22 protein-coding genes are annotated in these 22,695 nt (G+C 70.8%); 12 read left to right on the top strand and 10 right to left on the bottom strand.

The features are described 5' to 3' along the window. Positions 1–52 precede the first annotated feature (52 nt). From CAP_RS38905 to CAP_RS38895, 3 genes are all read left to right on the top strand, one after another. Positions 53–1,954, top strand: coding sequence for a hypothetical protein (locus tag CAP_RS38905; protein WP_156041540.1), 1,902 nt, complete (start codon positions 53–55; stop codon positions 1,952–1,954). Positions 1,955–2,064: 110 nt separating this feature from the next. Next, positions 2,065–3,417, top strand: a complete 1,353-nt coding sequence (locus CAP_RS38900) for a hypothetical protein (protein ID WP_044250351.1) — start codon at positions 2,065–2,067, stop codon at positions 3,415–3,417. Positions 3,418–3,468: 51 nt separating this feature from the next. Then, positions 3,469–6,261, top strand: a complete 2,793-nt coding sequence (locus CAP_RS38895; RefSeq protein ID WP_044250348.1) for a hypothetical protein — start codon at positions 3,469–3,471, stop codon at positions 6,259–6,261. 93 nt (positions 6,262–6,354) lie between these two features. On the opposite strand, the gene CAP_RS38890 is transcribed toward CAP_RS38895, so the two are convergent. Continuing rightward, positions 6,355–7,038, bottom strand: a complete 684-nt coding sequence (locus CAP_RS38890) for an STAS domain-containing protein (protein ID WP_044250346.1) — start codon at positions 7,036–7,038, stop codon at positions 6,355–6,357. A gap of 294 nt (positions 7,039–7,332) precedes the next feature. Here CAP_RS38890 and CAP_RS38885 point away from each other — a divergent pair, with 294 nt between their 5' ends. The 3 genes from CAP_RS38885 to hflX all read left to right on the top strand — a co-directional run bounded on the left by CAP_RS38885 (position 7,333) and on the right by hflX (position 11,062). Then, complete coding sequence (locus CAP_RS38885; protein ID WP_370866025.1) at positions 7,333–8,664, top strand: WD40/YVTN/BNR-like repeat-containing protein; 1,332 nt, start codon at positions 7,333–7,335, stop codon at positions 8,662–8,664. Positions 8,665–8,760: 96 nt separating this feature from the next. Further along, positions 8,761–9,510: a CorA family divalent cation transporter gene (locus CAP_RS38880; protein ID WP_044250344.1), complete on the top strand. Its 750-nt coding sequence runs from the start codon at positions 8,761–8,763 to the stop codon at positions 9,508–9,510. Positions 9,511–9,625: 115 nt separating this feature from the next. After that, positions 9,626–11,062: a GTPase HflX gene (gene hflX / locus CAP_RS38875; protein WP_044250342.1), complete on the top strand. Its 1,437-nt coding sequence runs from the start codon at positions 9,626–9,628 to the stop codon at positions 11,060–11,062. A 26-nt stretch (positions 11,063–11,088) separates the two neighbouring features. Here the strand turns inward: hflX and CAP_RS51495 are convergent, their stop codons facing one another. Continuing rightward, positions 11,089–11,241: a hypothetical protein gene (locus CAP_RS51495; RefSeq protein ID WP_156041538.1), complete on the bottom strand. Its 153-nt coding sequence runs from the start codon at positions 11,239–11,241 to the stop codon at positions 11,089–11,091. Positions 11,242–11,315: 74 nt separating this feature from the next. Beyond that, entirely contained in the window at positions 11,316–11,735 is a 420-nt protein-coding gene (locus tag CAP_RS38870; RefSeq protein WP_044250340.1) for a hypothetical protein, read from the bottom strand. Between the two features lie 643 nt (positions 11,736–12,378). On the opposite strand from CAP_RS38870, the gene CAP_RS38865 reads away from it, so the two are divergent. After that, positions 12,379–12,744: a response regulator transcription factor gene (locus tag CAP_RS38865; protein ID WP_197041542.1), complete on the top strand. Its 366-nt coding sequence runs from the start codon at positions 12,379–12,381 to the stop codon at positions 12,742–12,744. A 154-nt stretch (positions 12,745–12,898) separates the two neighbouring features. On the opposite strand, the gene CAP_RS51490 is transcribed toward CAP_RS38865, so the two are convergent. Beyond that, on the bottom strand, positions 12,899–13,633 hold the full coding sequence (locus CAP_RS51490; RefSeq protein ID WP_044250338.1) for a hypothetical protein: 735 nt from the start codon (positions 13,631–13,633) through the stop codon (positions 12,899–12,901). A 382-nt stretch (positions 13,634–14,015) separates the two neighbouring features. Between CAP_RS51490 and CAP_RS38855 the strand changes: the two genes are divergently transcribed. Continuing rightward, a complete protein-coding gene (locus tag CAP_RS38855; protein WP_231511954.1) occupies positions 14,016–14,447 on the top strand; it encodes an acyltransferase in 432 nt (143 codons plus the stop codon). A 78-nt stretch (positions 14,448–14,525) separates the two neighbouring features. On the opposite strand, the gene CAP_RS38850 is transcribed toward CAP_RS38855, so the two are convergent. After that, on the bottom strand, positions 14,526–16,193 hold the full coding sequence (locus CAP_RS38850) for a L,D-transpeptidase (RefSeq protein ID WP_044250335.1): 1,668 nt from the start codon (positions 16,191–16,193) through the stop codon (positions 14,526–14,528). A 178-nt stretch (positions 16,194–16,371) separates the two neighbouring features. Further along, entirely contained in the window at positions 16,372–17,067 is a 696-nt protein-coding gene (locus CAP_RS38845) for a S1 RNA-binding domain-containing protein (protein ID WP_044250332.1), read from the bottom strand. A gap of 266 nt (positions 17,068–17,333) precedes the next feature. Between CAP_RS38845 and CAP_RS51485 the strand changes: the two genes are divergently transcribed. The 3 genes from CAP_RS51485 (at position 17,334) to CAP_RS38835 (ending at position 18,928) form a co-directional block, all read left to right on the top strand. Then, a complete protein-coding gene (locus CAP_RS51485; protein WP_156041537.1) occupies positions 17,334–17,495 on the top strand; it encodes a hypothetical protein in 162 nt (53 codons plus the stop codon). A 10-nt stretch (positions 17,496–17,505) separates the two neighbouring features. Further along, the gene (locus tag CAP_RS38840) at positions 17,506–17,847 is read left to right on the top strand and encodes a hypothetical protein (protein WP_156041536.1); all 342 of its coding nucleotides are present in this window, start codon (positions 17,506–17,508) and stop codon (positions 17,845–17,847) included. A 298-nt stretch (positions 17,848–18,145) separates the two neighbouring features. Next, positions 18,146–18,928, top strand: coding sequence for a class I SAM-dependent methyltransferase (locus CAP_RS38835; protein WP_044250326.1), 783 nt, complete (start codon positions 18,146–18,148; stop codon positions 18,926–18,928). Positions 18,929–19,041: 113 nt separating this feature from the next. Here CAP_RS38835 and CAP_RS38830 read toward each other — a convergent pair whose 3' ends face one another. Further along, a complete protein-coding gene (locus CAP_RS38830; protein WP_044250323.1) occupies positions 19,042–19,572 on the bottom strand; it encodes a hypothetical protein in 531 nt (176 codons plus the stop codon). 21 nt (positions 19,573–19,593) lie between these two features. Beyond that, complete coding sequence (locus CAP_RS38825) at positions 19,594–19,995, bottom strand: BON domain-containing protein (RefSeq protein ID WP_044250321.1); 402 nt, start codon at positions 19,993–19,995, stop codon at positions 19,594–19,596. Positions 19,996–20,439: 444 nt separating this feature from the next. On the opposite strand from CAP_RS38825, the gene CAP_RS38820 reads away from it, so the two are divergent. Next, positions 20,440–21,435, top strand: a complete 996-nt coding sequence (locus CAP_RS38820; protein WP_044250317.1) for an aldo/keto reductase family protein — start codon at positions 20,440–20,442, stop codon at positions 21,433–21,435. A 99-nt stretch (positions 21,436–21,534) separates the two neighbouring features. Here the strand turns inward: CAP_RS38820 and CAP_RS55425 are convergent, their stop codons facing one another. Then, positions 21,535–22,071, bottom strand: coding sequence for a cupin domain-containing protein (locus CAP_RS55425; protein WP_052376747.1), 537 nt, complete (start codon positions 22,069–22,071; stop codon positions 21,535–21,537). A gap of 190 nt (positions 22,072–22,261) precedes the next feature. Further along, the coding region (locus CAP_RS38810; protein WP_044250314.1) for an AgmX/PglI C-terminal domain-containing protein at positions 22,262–22,695 on the bottom strand (434 nt) is incomplete at its 5' end.

The raw sequence follows: 22,695 nt of genomic DNA, 5'->3' as shown, positions 1-22,695 counted from the left end.
GAGTAAAGTCGCTGGATGCGGCTTGCTCCATGAGCCCTCGCGCCTCGGACCAGTGCCTTCCAGCGTAGAGCTTTACGTTCTCGATCAAGGGCGCAGCTACGGGCCGCTTCCTCTGGAGAAGGTCCGCACCGCGATCTCGCAAGGCACCATCGGGCAGAGTGCGCGTTTCCGCGTCTCCGAAGGGCATCCCTGGTTGCCGGGAGCGGCGTGGGACGTGGTCGCGGATCTCCTCCCCACCCCGCACCTCCCGGACCCCCCTCAGGGCAACCCGGCACCACTCCCTCCCGGGGAGGTGGCGGGGCTGCCGCAGCAGGTGCGGGAGCTGCTCCGCTGGTTCGTCGCCGATGGGGATGGCGTCATGGGACCTGTCGGGGGGGACTATCTGGTCAAGGCGCTCAAGGAGGGGAGGCTTGCCGCGACGGCTGCGGTGGCGCTCGCGGCGAGACGGGTGCGGGCCGAATGGACCATCGCGGCGATGGTGTTCCCGGGGGCATCGGCAGGCGCGACCACGGTGCGGCGGCGCGAGGTTCCCTTGCGGCCTTGTGCCTACTGCAAGGAGTCCCTTGCTCCCGGCGTGAGCATCTGTGCGGCCTGCGGTGAGCCGACCCGTACCGCGCCGGGTCCGATGTTGCGCGAGCAGGTGCTTGCGGTCGCCGCTGCAGTTGCGGTGACGGCTTGCCTCTGCGTGGGCGCCCTCCTGGTCATCCGGGACAGCCGCACTGCGGCGGCGACGGCTGCGCGTGCACCGGAACCGTCCAGCTCCGCGCAGGTGCTGGCGGCTTCAGGGCCGGGCGCCGAAACGGTGCTGGCGTTGCAGGGGGCCGGACATCTCACCGCGTTGCAGGTGGCTGCGACCCTCACCCTGTCGCCCCGAGCCGCGGATGTTCTCGCCCTCTCCGAGGATCGGATCGCCGTCGCCTCGCCTGGGCCTCTGGAGATCCTCGATGCAGGAGGCGCGCGCCTCCTGGTGTCCTCCGAGTTCACGGGGGTGAGGAGCCTGGTCCCCGTCCACGGGTCCGAGGTGGTGCTCGCTTACGCAGGCCCTGGGTTGCACGGTGCTCCCACGCGGTCGCGACGAACCCGCGCGACGCCGACGCGCGGGGCTGAAACGCTGCCTTCCAGAGGCGATGCTGTCCGCGTCACTGCGGTGGATGCACGCACCTTGCGAGGTCTTTCCTGGATGGAAGCGCGCGGGGCTTCTGCACCTGTACTTGCCGTGGCTCCAGGCAGGGGCGTGGCGCTCGTCGCGGCCGGAGAGCCGCGAACCCTCCTGGTGCTGGGCGGAGGGCGGGTCACCGGGGCAAAGCACCTGGCACTGGATGCTCCCCTCGCGCTGCTGGCGCTCGACGATGCGGGAGACGTGGCGCTCGGTGTCGAGGGTGAGGCACTTCGGACCGTGAGTCCCCAGACCTCGCTGGTCGCTTTCTCGTCGACGCTCGAAGGCGACGCCTCCATGCGTCCCACCCAGCGTATCCTGCTCTCCGAGCGGCCCGCGGCGATCGCGCTCTCGGGTCGGGGCGATTTCGGCCTCGCTTTGCTCGCGGGCCGAGGTGAAGTGGTCCGTCTCGAGCTCACGCCCGGCGCAGCGCTCGGTCCCCTGGGGCGTCACAGCCGTGTCTGTTCCGATCCCGCGGACATGGCGCTCGGGATGGACGTCGTCCTCGTCGCCTGCAGGGCGGGAGGCGCGGTGCTCCTCGCGGCTGACACGCTCTCGCCGCTCAAGACCCTCGATTTCGGAGGGCCTGTCCTGGATCTCGCGGTGGCTCCCGATCGGGCGCAGGTCTTGCTGGCCATCGGAGCGCCAGCGTCGGGCATTGCCGTCGTGGATCTGGTGCAGCGAGGGGCCATCCTGCTGGCGCCGGGTGAGCCGATCACGAAGGTGCGGTATGGCCTGAATGGCCGCGTGGCCACGGCGATGTCGGCGCGCGAGCACCGGCTCGTGGTGCTGCGATGACGAAGGCGCAGTGCCCCCACTGCGAGGTTTCCGTTCAAGCAGGGGCCATCAAGTGCCCGGCTTGCCGGCGGTGGATCGGTCCGCGCCCGGGACGGGTTCTCGGACAGAGTGTGTTGTTCGCGGCCTCCTGCGCGCTGCTCACCGTGGGGTTCGCGGCAGGCCTGGGGATCGCCTCGCTGGCAGGGCTTCAGGAGGGGGGACCTACCGTGAAGGGGTGTCCGCCTGGCGACCTGACGGCGAGCGCCGCCGCTCCTGCGGTGTCCATGGCTGCTTCTGCCGCGACCCTCAGCGCGGCTTCCTCCGGTTCGGGTGCACCGCTCGGCCTACCGCCTCCGGAGGCGTCATCGTCGCCCAGCGTGGCGGCAGGGTGGGGTGAGCCGCATACCCTCTCGCTCGCCAGCGCGCCGCGGGACGTCGTCTTCACCGAGGATGGCGCGAGGGCCGTCGTGCTCGGCGACGATGGCGCGTTGACCATCCTTGCCGTCGATGCGCCCGCGCAGCGGCAGACGGTTGCCCTGCAGGGGCATCCACGGCGGCTGAGGCTCGTGGGACCACACCACCTCCTCGCGCTGGATGCGGAGGGGGCGCTTCCGCTCGTTGACCTGCGCACCCTCGGCGTGACCCTGCTCGACGCGGGAGGGCCCGTGTCCGAGGGAGTCATGCTCGGACAGGGGCGCATGCTGCTCGTCGCGAGCGCTCAGGCCAGGCGCATCCGGCGTTTCATCGGCACAGGGGACGCCGGTGAGGCGTCCGGGTGGCGCGCCGCGGGGGATCTCCTGCTCCCGCGTGCCCCGCTTCGGCTCGGGGTGCTGCCGGGGAACCCCGAGCTCGTTCTGGTCCTCGCGCCAGGGGGGAGCCCTGCAGATCCGGGGACTCTCGAGATTCTCGATCCGCGCATCGAGCCTCTCGGGGTGTCGCGTCTCGCGTTCTCACTCGTCCTCGATCCTGCGGCGTTGCTCCTGTCCTCCCCGGGGATACCTGCTTCTCCCGGAGCTGGGCCGGTGAGTGGGTCGACGGAGAGCCTGGTGCTGGATCGGGGTGGGGCCCAGCTTCTACGCGTGACGCCCGCCACTGTGGCCATCACGCCGCTCGGCGCAGCTCCTCGCGGTGGTGTGGTCGGTGCTGCCCGGCTTCGGGGAGGCCATCTGGTCGTCCTCGACGCGGCTGGTGAGGCGCTCGTGCTGGCCGAGGCGGGGGGAGCATCCCTGGCCAGGATTCCGCTCGGGCGCGCTCCTGCTGCTGCTGCGACCACGCCGGAGGGGGAAGCCCTCTTCATCGTCCTCGCGGGTGGGCCGGACACCTCGGATGCCGAGATCGCCATTCTTGCAGGGGATCCGCCGGCGCTTGCGGCCCGCTTGCGAGCTGGACGGGCCATGGGCACGACCCGCGTCGCAGCCGCGGCTCACCGGTTGGCGATCTCCTCCGCCGCGGAGCGGAGCGTCACGATCATCGACCGACGGTGAGGACCACAACGGGGGCGAACTGGCTTATCCTCGCCAGGAGAAAGCTGCCCCATGTCTGTCTCTTCCTTTTCGCACGGCCGCGCTGCCCGTTTGCATGGACGTCGATCCGGGCTCGTTGCCATCGCGTCCGTTGCCGCGCTTCTGTCGCTCCTCCTCGGGTTCGGAGGCTGCGGTCTCCCCACGACCGGCACTGCCGGGACCGGCACGACGCAGCCGTGCTCGGAGGCGGCGCACTGCGACGATGGAAACCCCTGCACGCTCGACGCCTGCGGGGCCGACGGGATGTGCACCGTCACGGCGGGCGCGGATGGCCCGGCGCCTCTCCAGGTCTCGGGCGACTGCCGGGTGATTGCTTGCGTGGCCGGTGCGCCTGTCGAGGAGCCCAGCGAGACCGACCACCTCGATGACGGCAACGAGTGCACCCTGGATGCATGCGTGGAGGGGACGTCGCGCAGCGATCCCAGGCCTGATGGCACGCCCTGCGCCATGGGGGCCGTGCAAGGGCAGTGCCAGGCCGGCGCGTGCACGGTGCCGTGCGATGCCGAGCAGTCCTGCGACGATGACAATCCCTGTACGGACGAGGCCTGCGATGCGGCCACTGGAGCGTGTGTCTACACGCAGCGCCACGGCGAAGCGCCCGCAGGTCACGTGGAAGACGAGCACGACTGCGGGATCACGCTCTGCGTGCAGGGGCAGACGGAGGTGATCGCGGTGCCCACCGAGACTCCCGTGCCTTCGAGCGAGTGCATGGCGGGGATCTGCATGGGCACGATGCCGTCGGAGGTCCCGCTGGGGGCCGGGGCGGAGTGCGGTGTGGCCGGCGTGTGCGACGGCGCGGGAGTGTGCGGAGAGTGCAACTTCGCCGTCGATTGCGTGGCGCTGCCCCCGGATGACGAGTGCCAGGCGCGTACCTGCCTCAACAACGTCTGCGGGCAGAGCTTCACGGCGTCGGGGACGCCCCTTGCGGCGCAGGTCGATGGTGACTGCCGGACCGTGGTCTGCAACGGCAGCGGGGGCACCGCGATCCAGAATGATGATGCCGATCTGATCGACGACGGCAACGAGTGCACGAGCCAGAGCTGCGAGAACGGGGTGGCGCTCACGGAGAACGTCGTCGCGGATACGCCTTGCGGCACGGCCGAGCAGACGGTGTGCAACGGTCAGGGCGCGTGCGTCGGATGCACCATGGCCACCCAGTGCGGTGAGCCGACGTTCTGCGGCACGCCGGTGTGCGGCTCCGACCAGGAGTGCGGCTGGGAGTACACGACGTCGGGCACACCGCTGGAGGACGAGGACCAGGTTCCGGGGGACTGCAAGCGGCTGCAGTGCAGCGGCACCTCGGAGGTTCCCGTGACGGTGACCTTCGGCAGCGACGTTCCGGCCGATGATGGCGAGCAGTGCACCGTCGAGGCCTGCAACGGGGACGCGCCGGTGCACCTGCCCGCCGCGGCGAACAGCGCGTGCGCTCAGGATGGTGGCCTGTTCTGCGACGGCGCTGGTGCTTGCGTGGAGTGCCTGGCGGAGAGCCAGTGCCCGCCGTGGACCAACGACTGCGCGATGCCCACGTGCGAGATGAACGCGTGCGGCTTCGACTACGCGCCGGACGGGACTGCCCTGGTGGATGACGTTCCCGGGGACTGCAGGCGGCGAGAGTGCGATGGGGCAGGGGGCATCGAGCTTGAGCCTTTCGCGATGGATCCGTACGACGACGGCAACGAGTGCACCGCGGATACCTGCGAGAACGGCACTCCGTCCAATCAGGCCGTCGCGGATGGAACGGCGTGCACCCAGAACGGGGGACAGGTGTGCATGGGCGGGGTGTGCAGGCGGGCTGCTGGCTCGACTTGCGCGACGGCCATCGAATGCGCGAGCGGGTTCTGCGCAGACGGCCGGTGCTGCGAGAGTGCGTGCACGGGGAACTGCGTGAGCTGCGCGAATCCCACGGGTACGTGCGCCAACGTTCCCGTGGGGGAGCCGGACACGTGCGCGGCCGGGAGTGTGTGCAACGCGGCCGGGGTGTGCCAGGAGGAGAACGGGCAGACCTGCACCGATGGGGATGAGTGCCTGAGCGGCAACTGTGTGGATGGGCGGTGCTGCGAGAGTGCATGCACGGGAGACTGCGTGAGCTGCGCGAATCCCACGGGCACGTGCGCCAACGTGGACGCGGGGGAGCCGGACACGTGCGGGGCCGGGAGCGTGTGCAACGCGATGGGGGTGTGCCAGGAGGAGAACGGGCAGACCTGCACCGATGGGGATGAGTGCCTGAGCGGCAACTGTGTGGATGGGGTGTGCTGCGAGAGTGCGTGCACGGGGGACTGCGTGAGCTGCGCGAATCCCACGGGTACGTGCGCCAACGTGGACGCGGGGGAGCAGGACACGTGCGCGGATGGGAGCGCGTGCGATGGAGCCGGGGCGTGCCAGGAGGTCAACGGTCAGGCCTGCACGGGTGAGGATGAGTGCTTGAGCGGGTTCTGCGTCGACGGGGTGTGCTGCGATTCGACCTGCGAGGGGGCCTGTCAGGCTTGCGATGCGCCCGGGGCCGAAGGCACGTGCGGCGACGATCCCCTGGCCGAAGGCGAGCCGGACACCTGCGGCGGGGTTGGTGAGGTCTGCAGCGACGGGGCTTGTATCGAGGTGTTCGGCGTGGACTGTGACGGAGACGAGGACTGCGCGGGGGCGTCGTGCACCGACGGGGTCTGCTGCAGCAGCACCTGCACGGAGGCCTGTCACGCCTGCGATGTCGTGGGCTACGAGGGGACTTGCTCACCGGAACCCTTGCTCGTCGGCAGCCAGGATTCCTGTCCGGATCCGCAGGTCTGCAACCTCGAAGGGGCCTGCGAGTAGGGCGGGGCGCGCTCGCGGCTCCAGCGCAAGCATGCTGCGTGCGCTGGAGCTGGAGCTGGTGTGCTCACCGCCGCGGTGCTGCGGCGGTGGGGATCAGCCGGCGGGCTGGACTTCGGCCTCGGCGCGGGCGTGGTTGTCGCCGCTCACGCGCACGCTGCCCGCTTCGGATTTCAGGTAGCGGAAGCACTCGCGCAGGCCCTCCTTGAGGGAGCGCAGGGTCTCCACGCCGGCGATGTCGACGCCGCTCTGGACGAGGGTCTGGGCGACTTCGGGGCGCATGCCGGTCACCACGCAGTAGGAGCCCATCAAGCGGGAGGCGTTCACCATCCGCACCAGGTGGGCGGCGGTCATGGTGTCGATCACGTTCACACCGGTGACGTCGATGATGACGCAGCGGGTGCCTCGCTCCTCGATGCGGCCGAGGAGGCGCTCGGTCATCTCGGCGGCGCGCTGGGTGTCCACCACGCCCACGATGGGGAGGGTGAGGATGTCGTCCCACAGGTCGATGATGGGGGTCGTCAGGTCGCGGATGGCGAGCTGCTGGCGCTCGATGAGGAGGCGCTGCTGCTCCTGGGCGGCGCGCAGCTCCTGGGCGGACTGGAGTTCCTTCAGGAACACGGCGAGGATGCCTTCGAGCTCGCCCACGTCGTCTTCGGTGGGGGACTCCAGCAGGGAGCGGGCCTCCTCGAAGGCCTCCACGGACGCATAGGACAGTGCCTCCACCAGCCGGCGCAGGCGGGCCAAGGGTATCGTCACCGTCTCGTTGTCGTCGCTCATCAGTGTCCTGATTGCGGCACGGGCCGCCTCTCCTGGCCTTACCCGGCCGACTGGCCTGGACGCCCCGCCACCCACGAGGCCAAGTGGGGCCTCCATGGGTGTATGCGGGCCAGCGCGGAGCGTCAACAAGAGCCAGTCGATGGCACACCACGAGCGTGGGCGCTGGAGCCCGGGCTGCGGTACCATCGGAGCGTGCACCGTTCATCTTGTCCTGATCTCTCGTCGTCGAGGCGCCTGTTCCGTGCCGGCGCTCACGTTGGCACGGCGGTTCTGGCCGCTTCCGCCTTGCTGCTCGTGGCAGGGGAGGCTTCGGCCAACGGGCGGTATCCGGCGGCGGGGCTGCTCGTGGTGGACCCCAACGATCCCGAACACGTGGTCGTCAGGGCGACTTACGGGACGCTGTTCACGCACGATCACGGCGGCGAGTGGCGCTGGGTCTGCGAGTCGGCGATCGGCTTCGGGGGGTTCGAGGACCCGATGTTCGGGGTGCTCGCGGACGGGAGGGTGGTCGCCGGGCTGTTCGTGGGGCTCAGCAGCTCCACGAACGAGGGGTGCGACTGGTCTCTGGCGGGGGGAGGGCTGCAGAACCGCTATGTGGTCGATCTCTCGGTGGAGAAGCTCGATCCGTCGCGGGTGGTGGCGGTGGCGAGCAACGGGATCAGCCCGGGAGAGTTCCTCACCCAGCTCTGGGAGAGCACCAACAGTGGGGGGCAGTGGACACAGGCGGGGGTGGATCTGCCGGTGGAGTTCCTGGCGCTCACGGTCGACCCTGCGCCCTCGGATCCGGCGCGGGTTTACCTGAGCGGCCGGTACGGGGCGCCGGATTATGCGGGTGTCCTGGAGAGGACCTCGGATCGGGGGCAGACGTGGGAGCGGGTCGACATTCCGGGCAGCAACGATACGAGCCTGCCGTACATCAGCGCGATCGATCCGATGGATCCGGACACGGTGTATGTGCGGCTCGATCGGGCTCCGGGGGAGAATCCGGGCGATCCGTCGGACGTCCTGGTGCTCACGAACACGGCGGGGGATAGCTGGACGACGCTCTTCGAGGGGGAGGGGGACATGCTGGGCTTCGCGCTCTCGCCCGATGGGAGTCAGGTGGCCATCGGGGGGCCGACGGATGGGCTCTGGGTGGCGCCCACGTCGACGTATGCGTTCGAGAAGGTGGCCGAGATCGGGGTCAAGTGTCTGACCTGGACCGAGCGCGGGCTCTATGCGTGCGCGGATGAGTTCCGCGATGGGTTCGTGGTGGGGCTCTCCGAGGACGATGGGCGCACGTTCAAGCCCGTGCTGCACCTCTCGGAGGTGTGCGGGCCCCTGAAGTGTGATGCGCAGAGTGGGGTGGCGGAGACGTGCACGGAGGAGTGGGGGGCCGTTCAGCTCACCATCGGCGCGGAGTCTTGCGACGGAGAGACGACGAGCACGGCGTCCGGTCCGGATGGGGGGACGAGTTCCAGCACGGGGGCCGGGGCCGGGGGGTCCAGCACGGGGGACAAGGACGAGGAGGGGGGGTGCTCGGCCCTGCCCACGGGGCATGTGTCGTCGTGGTGGCGGGCGCTCCTGCCGCTGGGCGCGGCGGCGGTGCTGGCGCGGCGGCGGGCGCGGAAGTCCCGGGGTCGCTGAGGGGGCGCCGAGGAACTCTGACGCTCGGGCGGCGGCGCGGGTGGCGCGGGCGTCGATGGCGTTGACGTCGGCTGTGGAGCCGCGTCCCATGCGCGCATGGCGAAGCTGCTCCCGGGTTCGTGGGAAATTCCAGAGCGGTTCAGGACGCGTCTGGGCGTCCAGGCGGGGCGACAGCGGTTGATGGTCCACGAGGGGCACCTGCTGCTGGTGCTCCACGATCGGCCCGGCGCTGATCCGCAGGTGCGCGCGGCGAGCTTCTTCTGGCGCGCGCCGGACGGCTCGTGGAAGAGCACGGGGGCCGCGGCCAAGGGGGGAGTCGGGGCGCTCAAGGGGCACGTCGAGGCGTATGCCGCGGCGGCGCAGGCGCTCGAGGATCGGCTCGACGCGGCGAGCCGCGCGAACGACTACTTCGCCGTGCTCCAGGAGGTGGCGCCGCTCCTCCGCAGCGCGCGCAACATGCACCGCGTGCTGCAGGAGGCGCGTGAGGCGTGCCCCGATGACCGGGATCTCCTCGCGCTCCGCGACCAGGCTTACGAGAACGAGCGGACCCTGGATCTCATCCACGGGGACGCCAGGAACGGGCTCGATTTCACCATCGCCCGGCGCGCCGAGGAGCAAGCGCTGCTCTCGGAGGAGATCAACCGATCGAGCCACCGGCTCAACCTGCTGGCGGCGCTGTTCTTTCCGATCACGGCGCTGGCAGGGATCCTGGGGATGAACCTGGAGCATGGGTTCGAGCGTATGCACACGCCCTGGCTGTTTCTGGCGGTGGTGGCGGTCGCGTTCCTCGTGGGGCTCCTGGTGAGGTCGGCCATCTCTGGCGGGCGCGCGCCGAGGTCACCGTGAACGGGGCGCCCTCGGGCGCGTGACGCGGGCTTGCGGGCTTGCGGGCTTGCGGGCTTGCGGCAGCAAGGAGCGCTGGTTACTACTCGGGCCTTCCACGAGGCCTCGCTCTTCCGACATGCATACCCATACCCAGCAGCGCCCCGCCGCCGTGCTCGTCTCCGTCCAGCTTCCAGGCGTCGATCCTGTGCAGCACATGGCGGACCTCGCCGAGCTTGGACGGCTCGTCGAGACCCTTGGCTATGACGTGGTGGCGACCATCTCGCAGCGCCGGGCGGCGCTCGGGGCGGCGGCGGTCCTCGGGCGCGGCAAGCTGCGGGAGCTCGCGGCGTACACGGGCGGGGAGGGGGAGATCGGGTCGAGCGCGCCGCAGCGGAAGGACAAGGCGCGGCTGCGGTGGGAGGCGGAGCAGCGCGAGGCCGAGGAGGGGGGCGAGGGAGACCTCGACGAGGGCGAGGGGGAGGTCGACGAGGGCGAGGCCTACGAGGGCGAGGAGGGGGACGAGGAGGGGGCGGAAGGCGTTCCCGTGGCGGATCGGCAGGCGACCCTGGTGGCCATCGACCATGACGTCTCGCCGAGCCAGCTCCGCAACCTGGAGCGGGCGACGGGGACGCAGGTGCTCGATCGCACCGGGGTGATCATCGAGATCTTTCACCGGCATGCGCGCAGCCGTGAAGCGAAGCTGCAGGTGGAGATCGCGCGGCTCAGCTACGTGGCTCCGCGGCTCCGGGAGAGCCCGGGGACGAGCGAGCGACAGCGGGGCAAGGGGGCCGGGGAGAGCGCGCTTGAGCTGGATCGACGCCGGATCCGGGACCGGATCGCGGAGCTGCGCGAGGAGCTGGCGGCGGTGCAGCGGGATCACTCGGTGCGGCGGACGCTCCGGCGGGATGCGCGGCGGGTGGCCCTGGTCGGCTACACGAATGCCGGGAAATCGTCGCTGATGCGCGCGCTCACGGCGAGCGAGGTGCTCGTCGCGGACAAGCTCTTCGCCACGCTGGACACCACGGTGCGGGCCCTGCAGCCCGAGGCCAAGCCGCGCATCCTGGTCTCGGACACGGTGGGCTTCATCAAGAAGCTCCCGCACGATCTGGTGGCGAGCTTCCGGTCGACGCTCGACGAGGCGCTGGAGGCGTCGCTGCTCCTGTTCGTCGCCGATGTCTCCGATCCGATGTACGAGGAGCAGCTCACTGTCACCCGCAGCGTGCTCGGGGAGATCGGGGCGGTGGACATTCCGAGCTTGCTGCTGCTGAACAAGGTGGATCGCCTGACGCCGCTGCAGCGGGAGGCGCTCCAGCAGGAGCACCCGGAGGCGGTCATGCTGTCGGCGAAGGACCCGGCGGACGTGGCGGCGCTGCGGGACCGGATCGTGGCCTTCTTCGAGGCGTCGATGGTGGAGGGCGAGCTGGTCCTGCCGTACGGGAAGCAGAGCCTGATCGGGGAAATCTACGAGAACGCGCGGGTGATGGAGGAGACGTACGATGAGCAGGGAGGGAAATTCCGGCTGCGGGCTCACCCGACGGCGCTCGATCGGCTCCGCAGCTTGCTCCTGAAGTAGGGGAGCGAGGCGCGCGGACTCGTCGTTCAGCGTGCCCCGCGCTGCAGCGGCGCTTTCTGGCGGAGCAGCGCGGCCTTCTGGCGGAGACGACGGGCACGTCGCCGCCGGAGGAGGGCGCCGATGAAGGCGGCGAGCACGTGGAGTCCCACGATCACGAGGACGAGGACCCAGCGTGTCACGCGGCGAGCCTACCACGCGGTGAGGCGTGCGCTCCGGGAGGAGGCGCTCGGAGAGGAGCGGCGCTCGGAGGGGGTTAGCGGCCTGCGGTGGGCTCGGCGTGCATGGCGGCCAGCTCGTGGAGCCGCTCGCGGGTCTCGGCGCGCAGCCAGTCGAGATCGGAAGCCTGGCGAGGGAGCACCAGCAAGCTCACGCCGTCCGGGAGATCCTGGGACAGCACCTGGGTCCGGTTCGCCACGACGGGGCAGGGGTCGGCGCCGTTCTGGCGGCCGCCTGCGATGCGCGCGAGGAGGCGGGAGCGCGCCTGGATTTCCTGCACGGCGCCCGAGTCCTGGGCGCGGACGGTGACCGTCACGCCGCCGGGCACGTCGCCGATCTCGGTGGTCGCGACTTCCACGAGGCTGGGGCATGCGGCGAGGGCGCCCGGGGGTGCTTCCCAGACAGCGTCACCGAGGATGTTGCTCTGGGCTTTCCGGGCGGCCTCGGCGCGCGACATGTCGTCGCGACATGCTGGGAGCGATGTGACCATCACGGCTGCGCACGCGAGCAATGCCCACGCGCGTGGGCGCTGACGCGTCCCGTCGCTGCGCAGATCGTTGCCATCCAGGGCACTTGTGGGGGCTCGCTGGTGCATGCCAGCCGAAAGGTGCGAGCGGGATGCCAGGCTGCACGGAGTGCCCCACGTCCGCCTACGCACGGTGTGGTGCCCTGGTCGGCGACGTTCGGGAATGGCCCGTTCATGGCTGCCGAACGAGGAACAATCGACCATGATCGGATCGTGGATCTCTGCCCCCATGCTGCCCCCCAGTCCACGGCAGGCGCTCTTCCAGGAGCGTCCTGTGTGTTGCAGGGTGACAGAGAAACGGGCTCGAGCCAACCGGCATGCAGGCGCGTGCGCGCGCTCTCTGCGCACTCTCGGGGACCACGTCCCGGGCATCGACATCTGCGGGGGTCGCGCCATGCTGCGGAGCGGTTGCGTTTCGGGTGGGCTTCCCCTACGCAGAGCGCTTCTGCCCCCGGGCATCGCAGAGGTATCGTGAGAGCGCGAACCCAGAGAGGCCATGGCCGTCGAGAGGGGGACCGGAGTGAAGGGACCGCGAGATCATGACCAGTCGAGCGCGACGCGCGAGGGGTACAGCGTGAACTCTGCGCGCTCGCCCATCCTGGTCGTCGACGACGACGTCGAGATCCGCGAGATGCTTCGGCTCGCGCTCTCCGAGGAGGGGTATGGGGTGCTCTGCGCGTCGGATGGGGCCGCTGCGCTCTCGCTGCTCGACAGCGAGCACCCAGGGCTCATCCTGCTCGACATGCGCATGCCGGTGATGGACGGGTGGGCGTTCGCGCGGGCCTATGCGGCGCGCCCGGGGCCCCATGCGCCGATCGTGGTGATCACGGCGGCGGTGGATGCGGGGCGGTGGGCCCGGGAGATCGGGGCGAGCGCGGCGATCGCCAAGCCGTTCGATCTGAACCGGCTGATCGAGGCCGTGGCTGCGCACATGCACTGACGCGCGCCCGCGCGGAGAGGCGCGGAGAAGCGCGGAGAGGCGCGGAGAGGCGCGGAGAGGGCTGGGGCGCGGAAGGGGGAGGCGCTCCCTCGGCCAGCTTCGGGAGCCGAGCGCCGAGCCGAGGCGAGCCGAGGCGAGCCGAGGGAGGTGGGGGTTACTTCTGCACGGCGCGCTGCATCGCGCACATCAGGTCGCCGCCGCAAGGATCGGCCGCCGGGGGGGCGGGTTTGGCGGGCTTTGCCGGCGTGGCGGGCGTGGCGGGCGTGGCGGGCGTGGCGGGCGTCGCCGGGCGGGCCGGGGTGGTGGAGGCGACGCGGGGGCCAGGCTTCGACGCGGCAGGCACCTCAGGCTGCGCCGCTGCAGGGGGCGTGGCGGAGGCCGCGACGACGTCGGCAGGAGGAGCGGGGAGGACCGCTTCGGCCATGGGGAGCGCGGGCAGGGCTGCCGCCTGGGCACGCGCTGCGGCTGCCACACCGATCACGGCGGGCGTGCGCGCCTCGGCGGTGCTGAGCATGCTCATGGCCGTGCCGACGCCGGCCATGGCGATGGTCACGGAGGCGAGGAGCGCGGCGAAGGGCGTGCGCGTCCGGCGGCCAGGGGCGCGCGCGGATGCCGAGGCCTCGGGGCGGCGCACGGAGGGCATGCCCAGGGGGAAGACCTCCAGGTGACGCACCACGTCGGAGGCGTCGGTCTGCAGGGCGCGGAGGTCGATGGTGCCGGATCCGCCTTCGGGGCGCGCGGGCATGGCCGGCCGGTGGCTCGACGAGGGGCGCGCGGCGGGGGCGTGCTGCTTGAGCAGCGCGTCGAGCGAGAACATCGCCGAGCCGTCGCGCCGGGGCGAGCGGGAGGAAGGGACTGGGTCGGGAAACATGGCGTGCGCGCTGTTCATGGCTGTGAAGCTCCTTGCCAGGCATGCCGCGCGCACAATGACGCTGTGCGCGGGGGCCGGCAGTCGAGAGGTCGGTTGATCGGGTCGCATTCACTTGGACCGATGACGCGCCTGAAGGTTTCAACGATCGGTGAAAATATTTTCCCGACTCGCTGGCGGGTGGCTGGCCAGCCAGCTTGCGGGGGTTGTCAGGTCTCCGTAGGCTCGATCCGCGGATCGGGGAATGCGGCGGGGTGGCGCGGTGCATCACCGGGCAAGCTCGCCGTACCGGGATGTCAGGGGTGGCCATGCACGTCTCAGCGAGTCTCCTCAGCGCGGTGCGCGCCTCGGGCGGGCGCGACGATGGCTCACGTTGCACATCCAGCCGGATCCAGGAGGCACGATGACGACCTTTCGACGCTGCACGGTGCTGCTCGCGCTGATGTCTCCGCTCCTGGCGCTGCTGGTGACGAGCGGCTGCAAGGAGGAGGAAGAGGTGCCGCCGATGGCGACGACAACGACGACGACGACGACGACGTCCACCACGAGCACATCGACAGAGATGGTGCCGGAGGAGGACGCGGGGGCCGATGCGGCGGACGATGCGGCGGACGGGGGGAAGAAGGTGGTGGGGACGGCGGACCCGACGGGGGTGCGGCGCTGCTGTCAGGCGCTGCGGCAGAACGCGAACTCGGCGCCGCCTGAGCAGAAGGGAGGGTATCTGGCCGCGGCAGGGGCCTGCGATGGGCTGGTCAACTCGGCGCAGGGGCGGCAGGCGCTGTCGACGCTGCGTTCGTTCCTGCTCGGGGCGCAGCTCCCCGCGGCGTGTCAGTGAGGGGGGCGCGGCCGGGGTGAGCGGTCAGCGTGCCGAACACACGCGGAAGGCCAGCGACGGGAGGTTTGCGAGGCACTCCTAGCCGTGGACCCAGACGAGGGTGCCGCCGTCGATGTTGAGGGCGCCGTGCCATTCGGGGGGGACGACAGGGTCGGTCCAGTCGAAGAGCCAGGCTGCGTCGGCAGGGGCGAGGTTGACGCAGCCGTGGCTGCGGGGCTTGCCGAACTCGTCGTGCCAGTAGGCCCCGTGGAGGGCGTAGCCCTCGTGGAAGTACTGGGTGTAGGGGACGTCGCGGAGGTCGAAGGCTTCGGCGGTCTCTTCGTCGCCGTCCATGGTGGTGGAGACGTGCTTGGCGTGGATGCGGAAGGTGCCGCGGATGGTGGCGTGGGACTCCTTGGGGTCGCCCATGCCGCCGCGGCCGGTGGAGACGAGGGTGGCGAAGGCGGGGCGGAGGCCCTCGTAGGCGACGAGCATCTGGCGCTTGATGGAGACGTCGATCCACTTGCGGCCCTCCCGGGCGTGGCCCTGGGGGTCTTCGCGGACAGGGGCGATGATCAGGCTGCCCTCGGCGATCCAGGAGCCCTCGGCAGTCTCGAGGAGGCCGCGGCGGCCACCGTGGGTGCGGCCGGTGAGGAGCCAGCCGGAGCGGTGGCCGGCCTGGCCGGCTTCCTCGAACTCTCCGCGATCGTCGGGACGGAGGAGGGCGGCGCCGTAGGATTTGACGATGGCGGCGGCGCCCTTGAGGTCAGGCTCCAGGGTGACGGCGGCGGCGATGGGAGGAGGTGCGTCGACGACGGTCCACTGGGCAGGGTTGACGATGAGGCCGCGGAGGGTGCTGAGGCGGGCGGGCTTGGTGCGATCGAGGGGGATGAGGTCGAGTTCCGTGGTGAGGCCGAAGAGGCGGCCGGTCCACGCGAAGGCGGTGCTGAGGCCGTAGGCGGAGCTCTCCTTGGCTTTGCCGGTGTGGACCGAGTAGTGGAGCTTCTCCTCGGCGCCGTAGGGCTTGGGGAGGTCGCGGCCGGCGCTGAGGAAGGCAGGGACCGGGTCGAGGGGAAGGCCGCGGGGGGCGGCGGTGCGGGCGAGGTGGATGCCGAGGGTGGAGCCCTCGACGCGCTCCTGGTCCTCGCGGGTGGGGAGGCGGAAGTAGAGGTGCGGGGGGGGCGAGCGGGAGATGACGTAGTGGTACGGGGCAGGCTCGCCGCGGAGGGGGCCGCGGACGGCGGCAGCGACGACCTGGTGGTCGAGGGCGAGGGAGGCGCCCTTGCCGACGCAGACGTAGCCGCGGGGGGCGATGCGGTACCAGCCGCCCGCGCAGCCGGTGGTGCCGGCGGATTGCTCGGCGCGGTCGACGACGGCGCCGGCGCGGAGGTAGCCGAGCTTCGTGGCGCGCTCGTCAGGGGCGACGTAGATCCAGGTGCGCATCGCGATGCTGGCGATCCTGGCGCCCTGGCCCGGGAGGCTACCGTCCTTGTCGCTGGCAGGGGGCGCTCCCGGGGAGCCAGGGGGAGGTGCGGTGAGTGCTGCGCGGGTGACGTCGGCGCCGTCAGCGCCGTCAGTGCCGTTAACGCTGTCAGAGGGGGCGTCGGGGCCGTTCGGGGTAGGGGTGGGGGGGAGCGGGAGGCTCAGGCCCACGACAGCAGGAAGAGGGCTCTCGGAGAGGCGACCAGGGGGGTCCTGGGCAGGCGCGCATGCCGCGAGGGGCGCGAGGAGGAGCAGCGGCAGGGAAGCGCGGGGAAGCGGGCGCATGGGAGAGCGCATGCAGGGGGTGATGGGCGGTGGGTCCGCCAGGGTGGATCCCGGCGTGGTGTACGTCGAGCGGTGCGCGGGACGCAACGTTTCACGCAAGTTCACGCAAGGGAGAGGGCGCTGTGGAGGAGGAAGCAGCGCGCGCCGGAGCGGTTGGCGGTGGGCCGGCGGCGGCGGTTCAGCGCTTGGTGTGCTTGGCGAGGAGGTCGCCGAGGGTGCCGAGGCTCCGGGGGTTGGCCTTCTCCTCTTTTTTCGGGCCCTTCGAGAAGGCCTCGAACTCCTTGCGCTCGGCGTCGGTCTTGAGGGCGGCGAAGGAGAGGCGGATGCGGCCGGTCTCGTCGACGCTGAGGATCTTGGCCTCGACGTCCTGGCCGACGGTGAAGGATTTGCGGAGGTCGGCGCCGCGGGGGGTGCCCGTCTCGGCCGTGGGGACGAGGCCGCGGCCGGAGCGGGGGGGGGCGCCCTGGATCTGCACGAAGACGCCGAAGCGCTCGATGCTCACCACCTTGCCCTTGATGTGAGAGCCCTCGACGAGCACGGGGCCGGAAGCCTTCTGGGGAGCGGCGCCTTCCGGGGAGGCGCGGACGACGAGGGGCTTGAGGCGAGCCTGGCCAGTCTCGCGGTCGAAGCCGGCGACCTGCGCGGAGACGCGGGAGCCGACGGCGACCTGGACGGCGCCGTCCGGGGTGGCGAGATCCATGCGCTCGAACATGCCCTCTTGCTTGCCGCCCAGGTCGGCGAAGATGGCCTCGCGGGTGACGGCGACGATGGTGACCTCGACCTGCTCGCCGACCTGGTGGCGGCGCGAGACACGCGCGCTGGCAGCGCCGTGCTCGAAGAGGGAGGCAAACGATTCCTTGGGCTCCTGGGGCATGCCGCTTCATAGCGCGACCGGGGCCCGCGAGGAAGAAGGCGGCGGAGGAGAGGGGCTTTCGGGGGAAGCACGAGGGGGGGGCGAAGGCCTGGGGAGGCGGCAGGTGCGAACCTCGCTGCTCGGGCTCGGCGATGGGGCGGCCGCGCCTCGTGCCACGCGGCGCGACGTGCACGCGGCGCGACGTGCACGCGGCGCGACGTGCCACGCGGCGCGACGTGCACGCGGCGCGACCGTGGGTCGCTCGACTGGTGTAGAGGTGAGGGGCCATGAAGCGCGCGAAGATGCCCGAGTCGCTGCCCCCGAAGGACAATGCGCTGGGAGCGGGGGAGTTCGAGGATCCGAAGCGGGCAGCAGACGGCGAAGCTCGCGGCGGCGATCCTTCTCGAGACGGGGCAGGGGTTCATCCTCCCGAATGCAAGGCAGCGTAAAGCGCTGGTGGTGGCCTTCGCGCAGTGCGATTACGTGCTCTATGGCAAGGCGTTCGACATCATCAAGGTGTCGGGAGACGTCGATCTCGAGAGCACGGACGACATTCGCAATCACCTGGATCGGGTGACCATCTACGAGATCAAGTCCACCAGCAAGGAGAAGGTCACCGCAGATTTCAGGGGGTACTTCTTCTCGCTCTCGACGGCAGAGCTGCTCGTGGCGCAGACGCTCGGTGACCGGTATCGGTTCGCGTTCGTGAACACGAGGACGCGCACGCATGTCGATCTCGCGTTGCGCGAGGTGATGGCGCGGGCGCGGGGGATCTACCCTACCTGGAGCATCCAGTTCTGATGTCGGCGTGAGCAGCTCGGATGAACTGCGGGCGGGCGGCAATTCCTGGCTCCGGGGCGTCTGCGGACGGATGCGTGCGTCGGTCACGGTGGCGTGAATGTCTCGGCTGAGAGGCGCGCGGCGTGGGGGCGTTCGTCGGTAAGTCCGTCGGCAGAGGGGCTGCGATGGACAGGTGCAACGAGGGGCGGCGCGTGCCATCGCAATGGGTGAGCCTCGGGTGAGGCGGGGCCCGCGCGGGTATGGCCACCCGTGTGTTCTCCGCAGGCAGGATCAAGGGGGATGCATGCAACCAGTCGAGATGGCACGCGCCAGATACGTGGACTACTGGCAGCTCCGCGAGGATCTGCTCGGTGGGTCGCGGTTCCGTGAGCTGGCTCCGGCGGAGATCATCCAGGTGGGGCGTCTGGTGTATGGGCGGGCGGAGGACATGGCGCTCTACGGCGTGTCGGCGCCGCGGATGTTCGCGTCGGGGCTGCGGGTGCTGGGGAGTACGGCGATCGAGTGCGCGGTCGACATGCACTGCGCAGCCATCGCGGAGGTGCTGCACGTACACCTGGGGAGGCCGCCGGTGGCGCCGGACATGCTGGTGGCAGATCTGTTCTGTGGGTCGGGGAACGTGGGGTTCCACCTGGGGCGCCGGCTGGGGGTGATGGTGCAGGCGTCGGAGCTGGATTCGCGCATCTATGCGGCGACGCGGCACAACCTGGCGGCGATCCGGGCGCCGGTGGTGCTGCACCGGATGGATTACCGAGAGATGCTGGGGAGGCTCACGCCGCGAGGGCCCTACGATACGTACATCGTGGAGCCGTCGTGGGGGGCGGCGCTGTCGCCGGAAGGGCTGGACCTGGATGCGACGACGCCGCCGCTGGGGACCATCCTGGAGGACATCCGGGAGTCGCGGGAGGGGAAGGGGTTCCTGGTGGTGATCAAGACGAACGATCGGATCGCGCGCAATTCGCTGCGACGGGCGTTCGGGAGCGCGCGGCATCTGCATGCGTGCATGCCGACGCCGACGCTGCCGACAGGGTCGAACGTGCACTTCCACCTGTTCGCGTTCCAGGGGAGCCGGGCGGTGAGCTGAGAGGGCAGGCAGGAGAGGCCGGGCGCGGGGCGCGGGGCGCGGAGCGCGGAGCGCGGGGCAGCGAGGCGCGAGGCGCGAGGCGCGAGGCGCGGGGCGCGTGGGGTGGCGGAGTGTCAGCTCTTGGGGACGTCTTCCTCGGAGGAGGTGACGATGTCGGTGGCGCCGGCGCGTTCGAGGACCTTCTTGGCGCGGGTGCGCTCCTCGCTGCTCTCCACGTGGACGGAGAGGAGGATGTTGCCGCCCTTGATCTTGCCTTCGTACTGCTTGGCCTCGATCTCGGGGATGCCCATGCCGATGAGGGCGCCGGTGAGGCCACCGACGGCGGCTCCGGCGGCGGCGCCGCTCAGTGCAGCCATGATCGGGCCGGCGGCGATGAAGGGGCCGAGGCCCGGGATGGCGAGGGCGCCGATGCCGGCGAGGAGGCCGAGGGTGCCGCCGATGGCGCCGCCGGCGCTGACGCCTGCGACGGCGCCTTCGGGGGCCTTGGTGTGCTGCTCGTGGGCGAAGTCGCGCGTGCCCTCCTTGTCGGGGAAGAGGGCGGAGATGTCGTTGCTGGAGAAGCCTTCGCGGCGGAGCTCGTCCACGATGGCCTCCGCGCGGGGGTAATCACTCACGAGTCCCAGAACTGCTTTGTTCGATGCCATGGTCGTTCTCCGGTGGGCTCCTCAGGGAGCCTCGATCTCGAGCAAATTGTCGACGCGCTTCACCCCGGCGGTGGCCTGGGCGAGGGCGCCGATGGTGGTCTTTTCCTTGTCGCTCTTCACCGGCCCGCGGAGCGTGACCACGCCGTCGGCGGTGATGATCTTGACGTTCTTGGCGGCCATGGACAGCGACTCGTCCTTGATGACGCCCTGGCGGATCTGCTGGGTGATGCCGAGGTCGACCTCGTTCTCCTTCTGGTCGCCAGGGGTGACGGCGGACGGCTTGGTGTCGCGCTCGTTCTTCTTGGTGTTGTCGGCGGCCACGACGGTCGGGTTGGCTGCGCTGGTCGTGTCGGGGCGCTTGTCTTCCGCCTTGTCGCAGGCTGCAGCCGCGAGGGCGACTCCGATGAGAAACACTGCTTTCATGGATGGGGTTCTCCTGGCCGTGCCGGGGCTGATGGCGCCCGTGTGGGCCTCGCGCAGGCTCCAGAGCGAAGGATCTGGAGCTGCTTCTGCCGCGTGCTCGCTGCACCGCATGGGGCCGCAGGGCCCTCGAGGAGGGGTTCGCGGCGTGCGGTCCAGCGAGGCCGGTCCAGGCCGGCTCGCGTGTTGTGGGAGGTTGGATGACGGAGCCGTCGTGAGCGGTGCGGGAGAGGACCAGAGAAGGGGGGCGTCGGGCAGCTCCCTAGGTTCCAGGAGCAACGAGGGGGACACGCGCGAGGGCGGTCCGTGCGACGACGGCCGCGCGAACGAGAGGGGGTAGGAACGGGGGGGCGGTGGCGGTCGATCCCGCGGCGGTTCCGCGGTGGCAGGCAGTGCCGTGCAGCGGACAGGTACCCTCGACGAGCAGCACGCATTATGAGGGAACCCATGAACCATCGGCACCTCGGTCAAAGTGGGCTGCTCGTCAGCGAGATCTCGTACGGCAACTGGATCACCCATGGCTCTCAGGTGGAGAAAGATGCGGCGCTCGCCTGCGTGAAGACGGCGATCGCGGAGGGGATCACCACCTTCGATACGGCCGATGTCTACGCGGCCACCCGGGCGGAGGAGGTGCTGGGGGAGGCGCTCGCGGGAGAGCGGCGGCAGGGCCTGGAGATCTGCACGAAGGTGTACTGGCCGACGGGGCCGGGGCCGAATGATCGGGGGCTGTCGCGGAAGCACATCGTGGAGTCGATCCACGGGAGCCTGCGGCGGCTGCGCACGGACTACGTGGACCTGTACCAGGCGCACCGGTACGACGTGGAGACGCCGCTGGAGGAGACGATGAGCGCCTTCGCGGATCTGGTGCGGCAAGGGAAGGTGCTCTACATCGGGGTCTCGGAGTGGACGGCGGAGCAGATCGCGCAGGGGGCGGCGCTGGCGCGGGAGCTGAAGGTACCGTTCGTGAGCAACCAGCCGCAGTACTCGATGCTGTGGCGGGTGATCGAGGCGGAGGTGGTGCCCGCGAGCGAGAAGGTGGGGGTGGGGCAGATCGTGTGGTCGCCGATCGCGCAGGGGGTGCTGAGCGGGAAGTACCTGCCAGGGCAGCCGCCGCCCGCAGGGAGCCGCGCGACGGACGAGATGGGGTCGCGGTTCATGGCGCGGTTGCTGACGGATGACGTGCTCACCCGGGTGCAGAAGCTGAAGCCGATCGCGGAGGAGGTGGGGCTGTCGATGGCGCAGCTCGCGGTGGCGTGGGTGCTGCAAAACCCGAACGTGTCGTCGGCGATCGTGGGGGCGTCGCGGCCGGAGCAGGTGCGGGACAACGTGAAGGCGGCAGGGGTGAAGCTGGATGCGGCGATCCTGAAGCGGATCGACGAGGTGCTCGGGGAGGTGGTGGTGCGGGATCCGAAGCACACGGTGAGCCCGCCGAAGCGGCCGTGAGCGGTGCGGGCCGGGCCTGCAGATGCGGGCCCGGTGGCGGGGGGAGCTGCAGGTCGGGGGGGGCGGGGGAGTGGCGGAGCGGTGGTGCGCCGAGGGGCGCTACTTCTCGGGGGTCGCGATCGGGGCGCCGGGGGAGGTGACGTACACGACGAGGAGGCGGGCGCGCTCGGTGGTGCTGCCATTGCGGGAGACGCGGTGGATCTGGCCGGGTTTCTCGTGCCAGGTTTTGCCTTGCGCGTAGGTGACCTCGGGTCCGTCATCGAGGGCGGAGATGACGGTGCCTTCGAGGACGTAGGCGAAGATGGCGCCGTCGTGGTGGTGCGCGGCGTTGATGGATCCCGGGGGGAAGTCGACGATGAGCATGCGGCCCTCGGCCTGAGGGGGCGGGGTGAAGGGGTGCGCCATCAGGGTCTGGACGCTGGCGGCGGGGGCGCTGCCCGTGGAGGGGGCGCTGACGGCGGCAGGGCTGTCTGGTGCGGGGGCGGCAGCGGCGTCGGCGGCGTCGGCGGCGCTCGCGGGGGAGATGGCGCTCGGGGTGGAGGGACAGTCCGGGGCGACAGGAGGCTGGGCCGTGGAGGCGCAGGCGGTCGAGGCGACTGCGGTGAGCAGGAAGGCGATGTTCAGAAGGGTGTGCATGGTCCTCTTTGCGCGGGGTTCGACGCTTGGAGGGGGCACGCTAGAGGGGGCGGGGGACGGGCCGTAAGATCCACCCGGGGGCTGTGGGAGGGGGCCACTTGCGAGGTGGGCAGCGCGGGGGGACGTGGTCTGACAAGGCGCCGCGCGCTCCCGGGTGGGAGGGGCGCGAGAGCGCGAGAGCGCGAGAGGTTCAAGGCTCGGGGGAGAAGGCGAGGGGGTAGTTGACGGTGACGGCGGGGCAGGGGTCGCCGATGACGTAGGGGTCGAAGGTGAGGGTGGTGAAGACGCGGAGGACGCAGGCGAGCATCTCGGGGTCGTCGAGGTCGGAGCCGGCGTCGCAGGCGCGGGTGACGGTGCCATCTTCTTCGAGGACGAAGCGGGCGGCGATGCGGCCGCGGAGGTCGGGGCGGCGCTGGAGGGCGGCGTTGTAGCAGGCGCGGAAGGCGTCGTGCTTCGCGCGGACGCGGGTGATGAAGTAGGAGGGCGGGGTGTAGCAGCACATGGCCTCGCCCTGGACGCGCTTCTGCGCGGCACGAGAAGGGGGGCCGACGCAGGTGCCGGCGGTGGTGGGGCGATCTTTGTCGTCGGGGGAGGCGTGCGGGTCAGGGGGAGGTGGGGCCGGCG

Origin of the sequence: Chondromyces apiculatus DSM 436 (genome assembly GCF_000601485.1) — a bacterium.
In the GTDB taxonomy this organism is placed as follows: domain Bacteria; phylum Myxococcota_A; class Polyangia; order Polyangiales; family Polyangiaceae; genus Chondromyces; species Chondromyces apiculatus.
The sequence above is the reverse complement of the archived record's forward strand: the minus strand, read 5'-3'. Positions and strand labels throughout refer to the sequence as shown.

Bases quoted from the DNA above. Each gene is read 5' to 3' on its own strand.
- CAP_RS38850 (WP_044250335.1), bottom strand. From the start codon at position 16,193: ATGCGCCCGCTTCCCCGCGCTTCCCTGCCGCTGCTCCTCCTCGCGCCC.
- CAP_RS38855 (WP_231511954.1), top strand. From the start codon at position 14,016: ATGACGACCTTTCGACGCTGCACGGTGCTGCTCGCGCTGATGTCTCCG.
- CAP_RS38890 (WP_044250346.1), bottom strand. From the start codon at position 7,038: ATGAGCGACGACAACGAGACGGTGACGATACCCTTGGCCCGCCTGCGC.
- CAP_RS51490 (WP_044250338.1), bottom strand. From the start codon at position 13,633: ATGAACAGCGCGCACGCCATGTTTCCCGACCCAGTCCCTTCCTCCCGC.
- CAP_RS51485 (WP_156041537.1), top strand. From the start codon at position 17,334: ATGAAGCGCGCGAAGATGCCCGAGTCGCTGCCCCCGAAGGACAATGCG.
- CAP_RS55425 (WP_052376747.1), bottom strand. From the start codon at position 22,071: ATGCACACCCTTCTGAACATCGCCTTCCTGCTCACCGCAGTCGCCTCG.
- CAP_RS38895 (WP_044250348.1), top strand. From the start codon at position 3,469: ATGTCTGTCTCTTCCTTTTCGCACGGCCGCGCTGCCCGTTTGCATGGA.
- CAP_RS38830 (WP_044250323.1), bottom strand. From the start codon at position 19,572: ATGGCATCGAACAAAGCAGTTCTGGGACTCGTGAGTGATTACCCCCGC.
- CAP_RS38870 (WP_044250340.1), bottom strand. From the start codon at position 11,735: ATGTCGCGCGCCGAGGCCGCCCGGAAAGCCCAGAGCAACATCCTCGGT.
- CAP_RS38820 (WP_044250317.1), top strand. From the start codon at position 20,440: ATGAACCATCGGCACCTCGGTCAAAGTGGGCTGCTCGTCAGCGAGATC.
- hflX (WP_044250342.1), top strand. From the start codon at position 9,626: ATGCATACCCATACCCAGCAGCGCCCCGCCGCCGTGCTCGTCTCCGTC.
- CAP_RS38845 (WP_044250332.1), bottom strand. From the start codon at position 17,067: ATGCCCCAGGAGCCCAAGGAATCGTTTGCCTCCCTCTTCGAGCACGGC.
- CAP_RS38880 (WP_044250344.1), top strand. From the start codon at position 8,761: ATGGCGAAGCTGCTCCCGGGTTCGTGGGAAATTCCAGAGCGGTTCAGG.
- CAP_RS38825 (WP_044250321.1), bottom strand. From the start codon at position 19,995: ATGAAAGCAGTGTTTCTCATCGGAGTCGCCCTCGCGGCTGCAGCCTGC.
- CAP_RS38835 (WP_044250326.1), top strand. From the start codon at position 18,146: ATGGCACGCGCCAGATACGTGGACTACTGGCAGCTCCGCGAGGATCTG.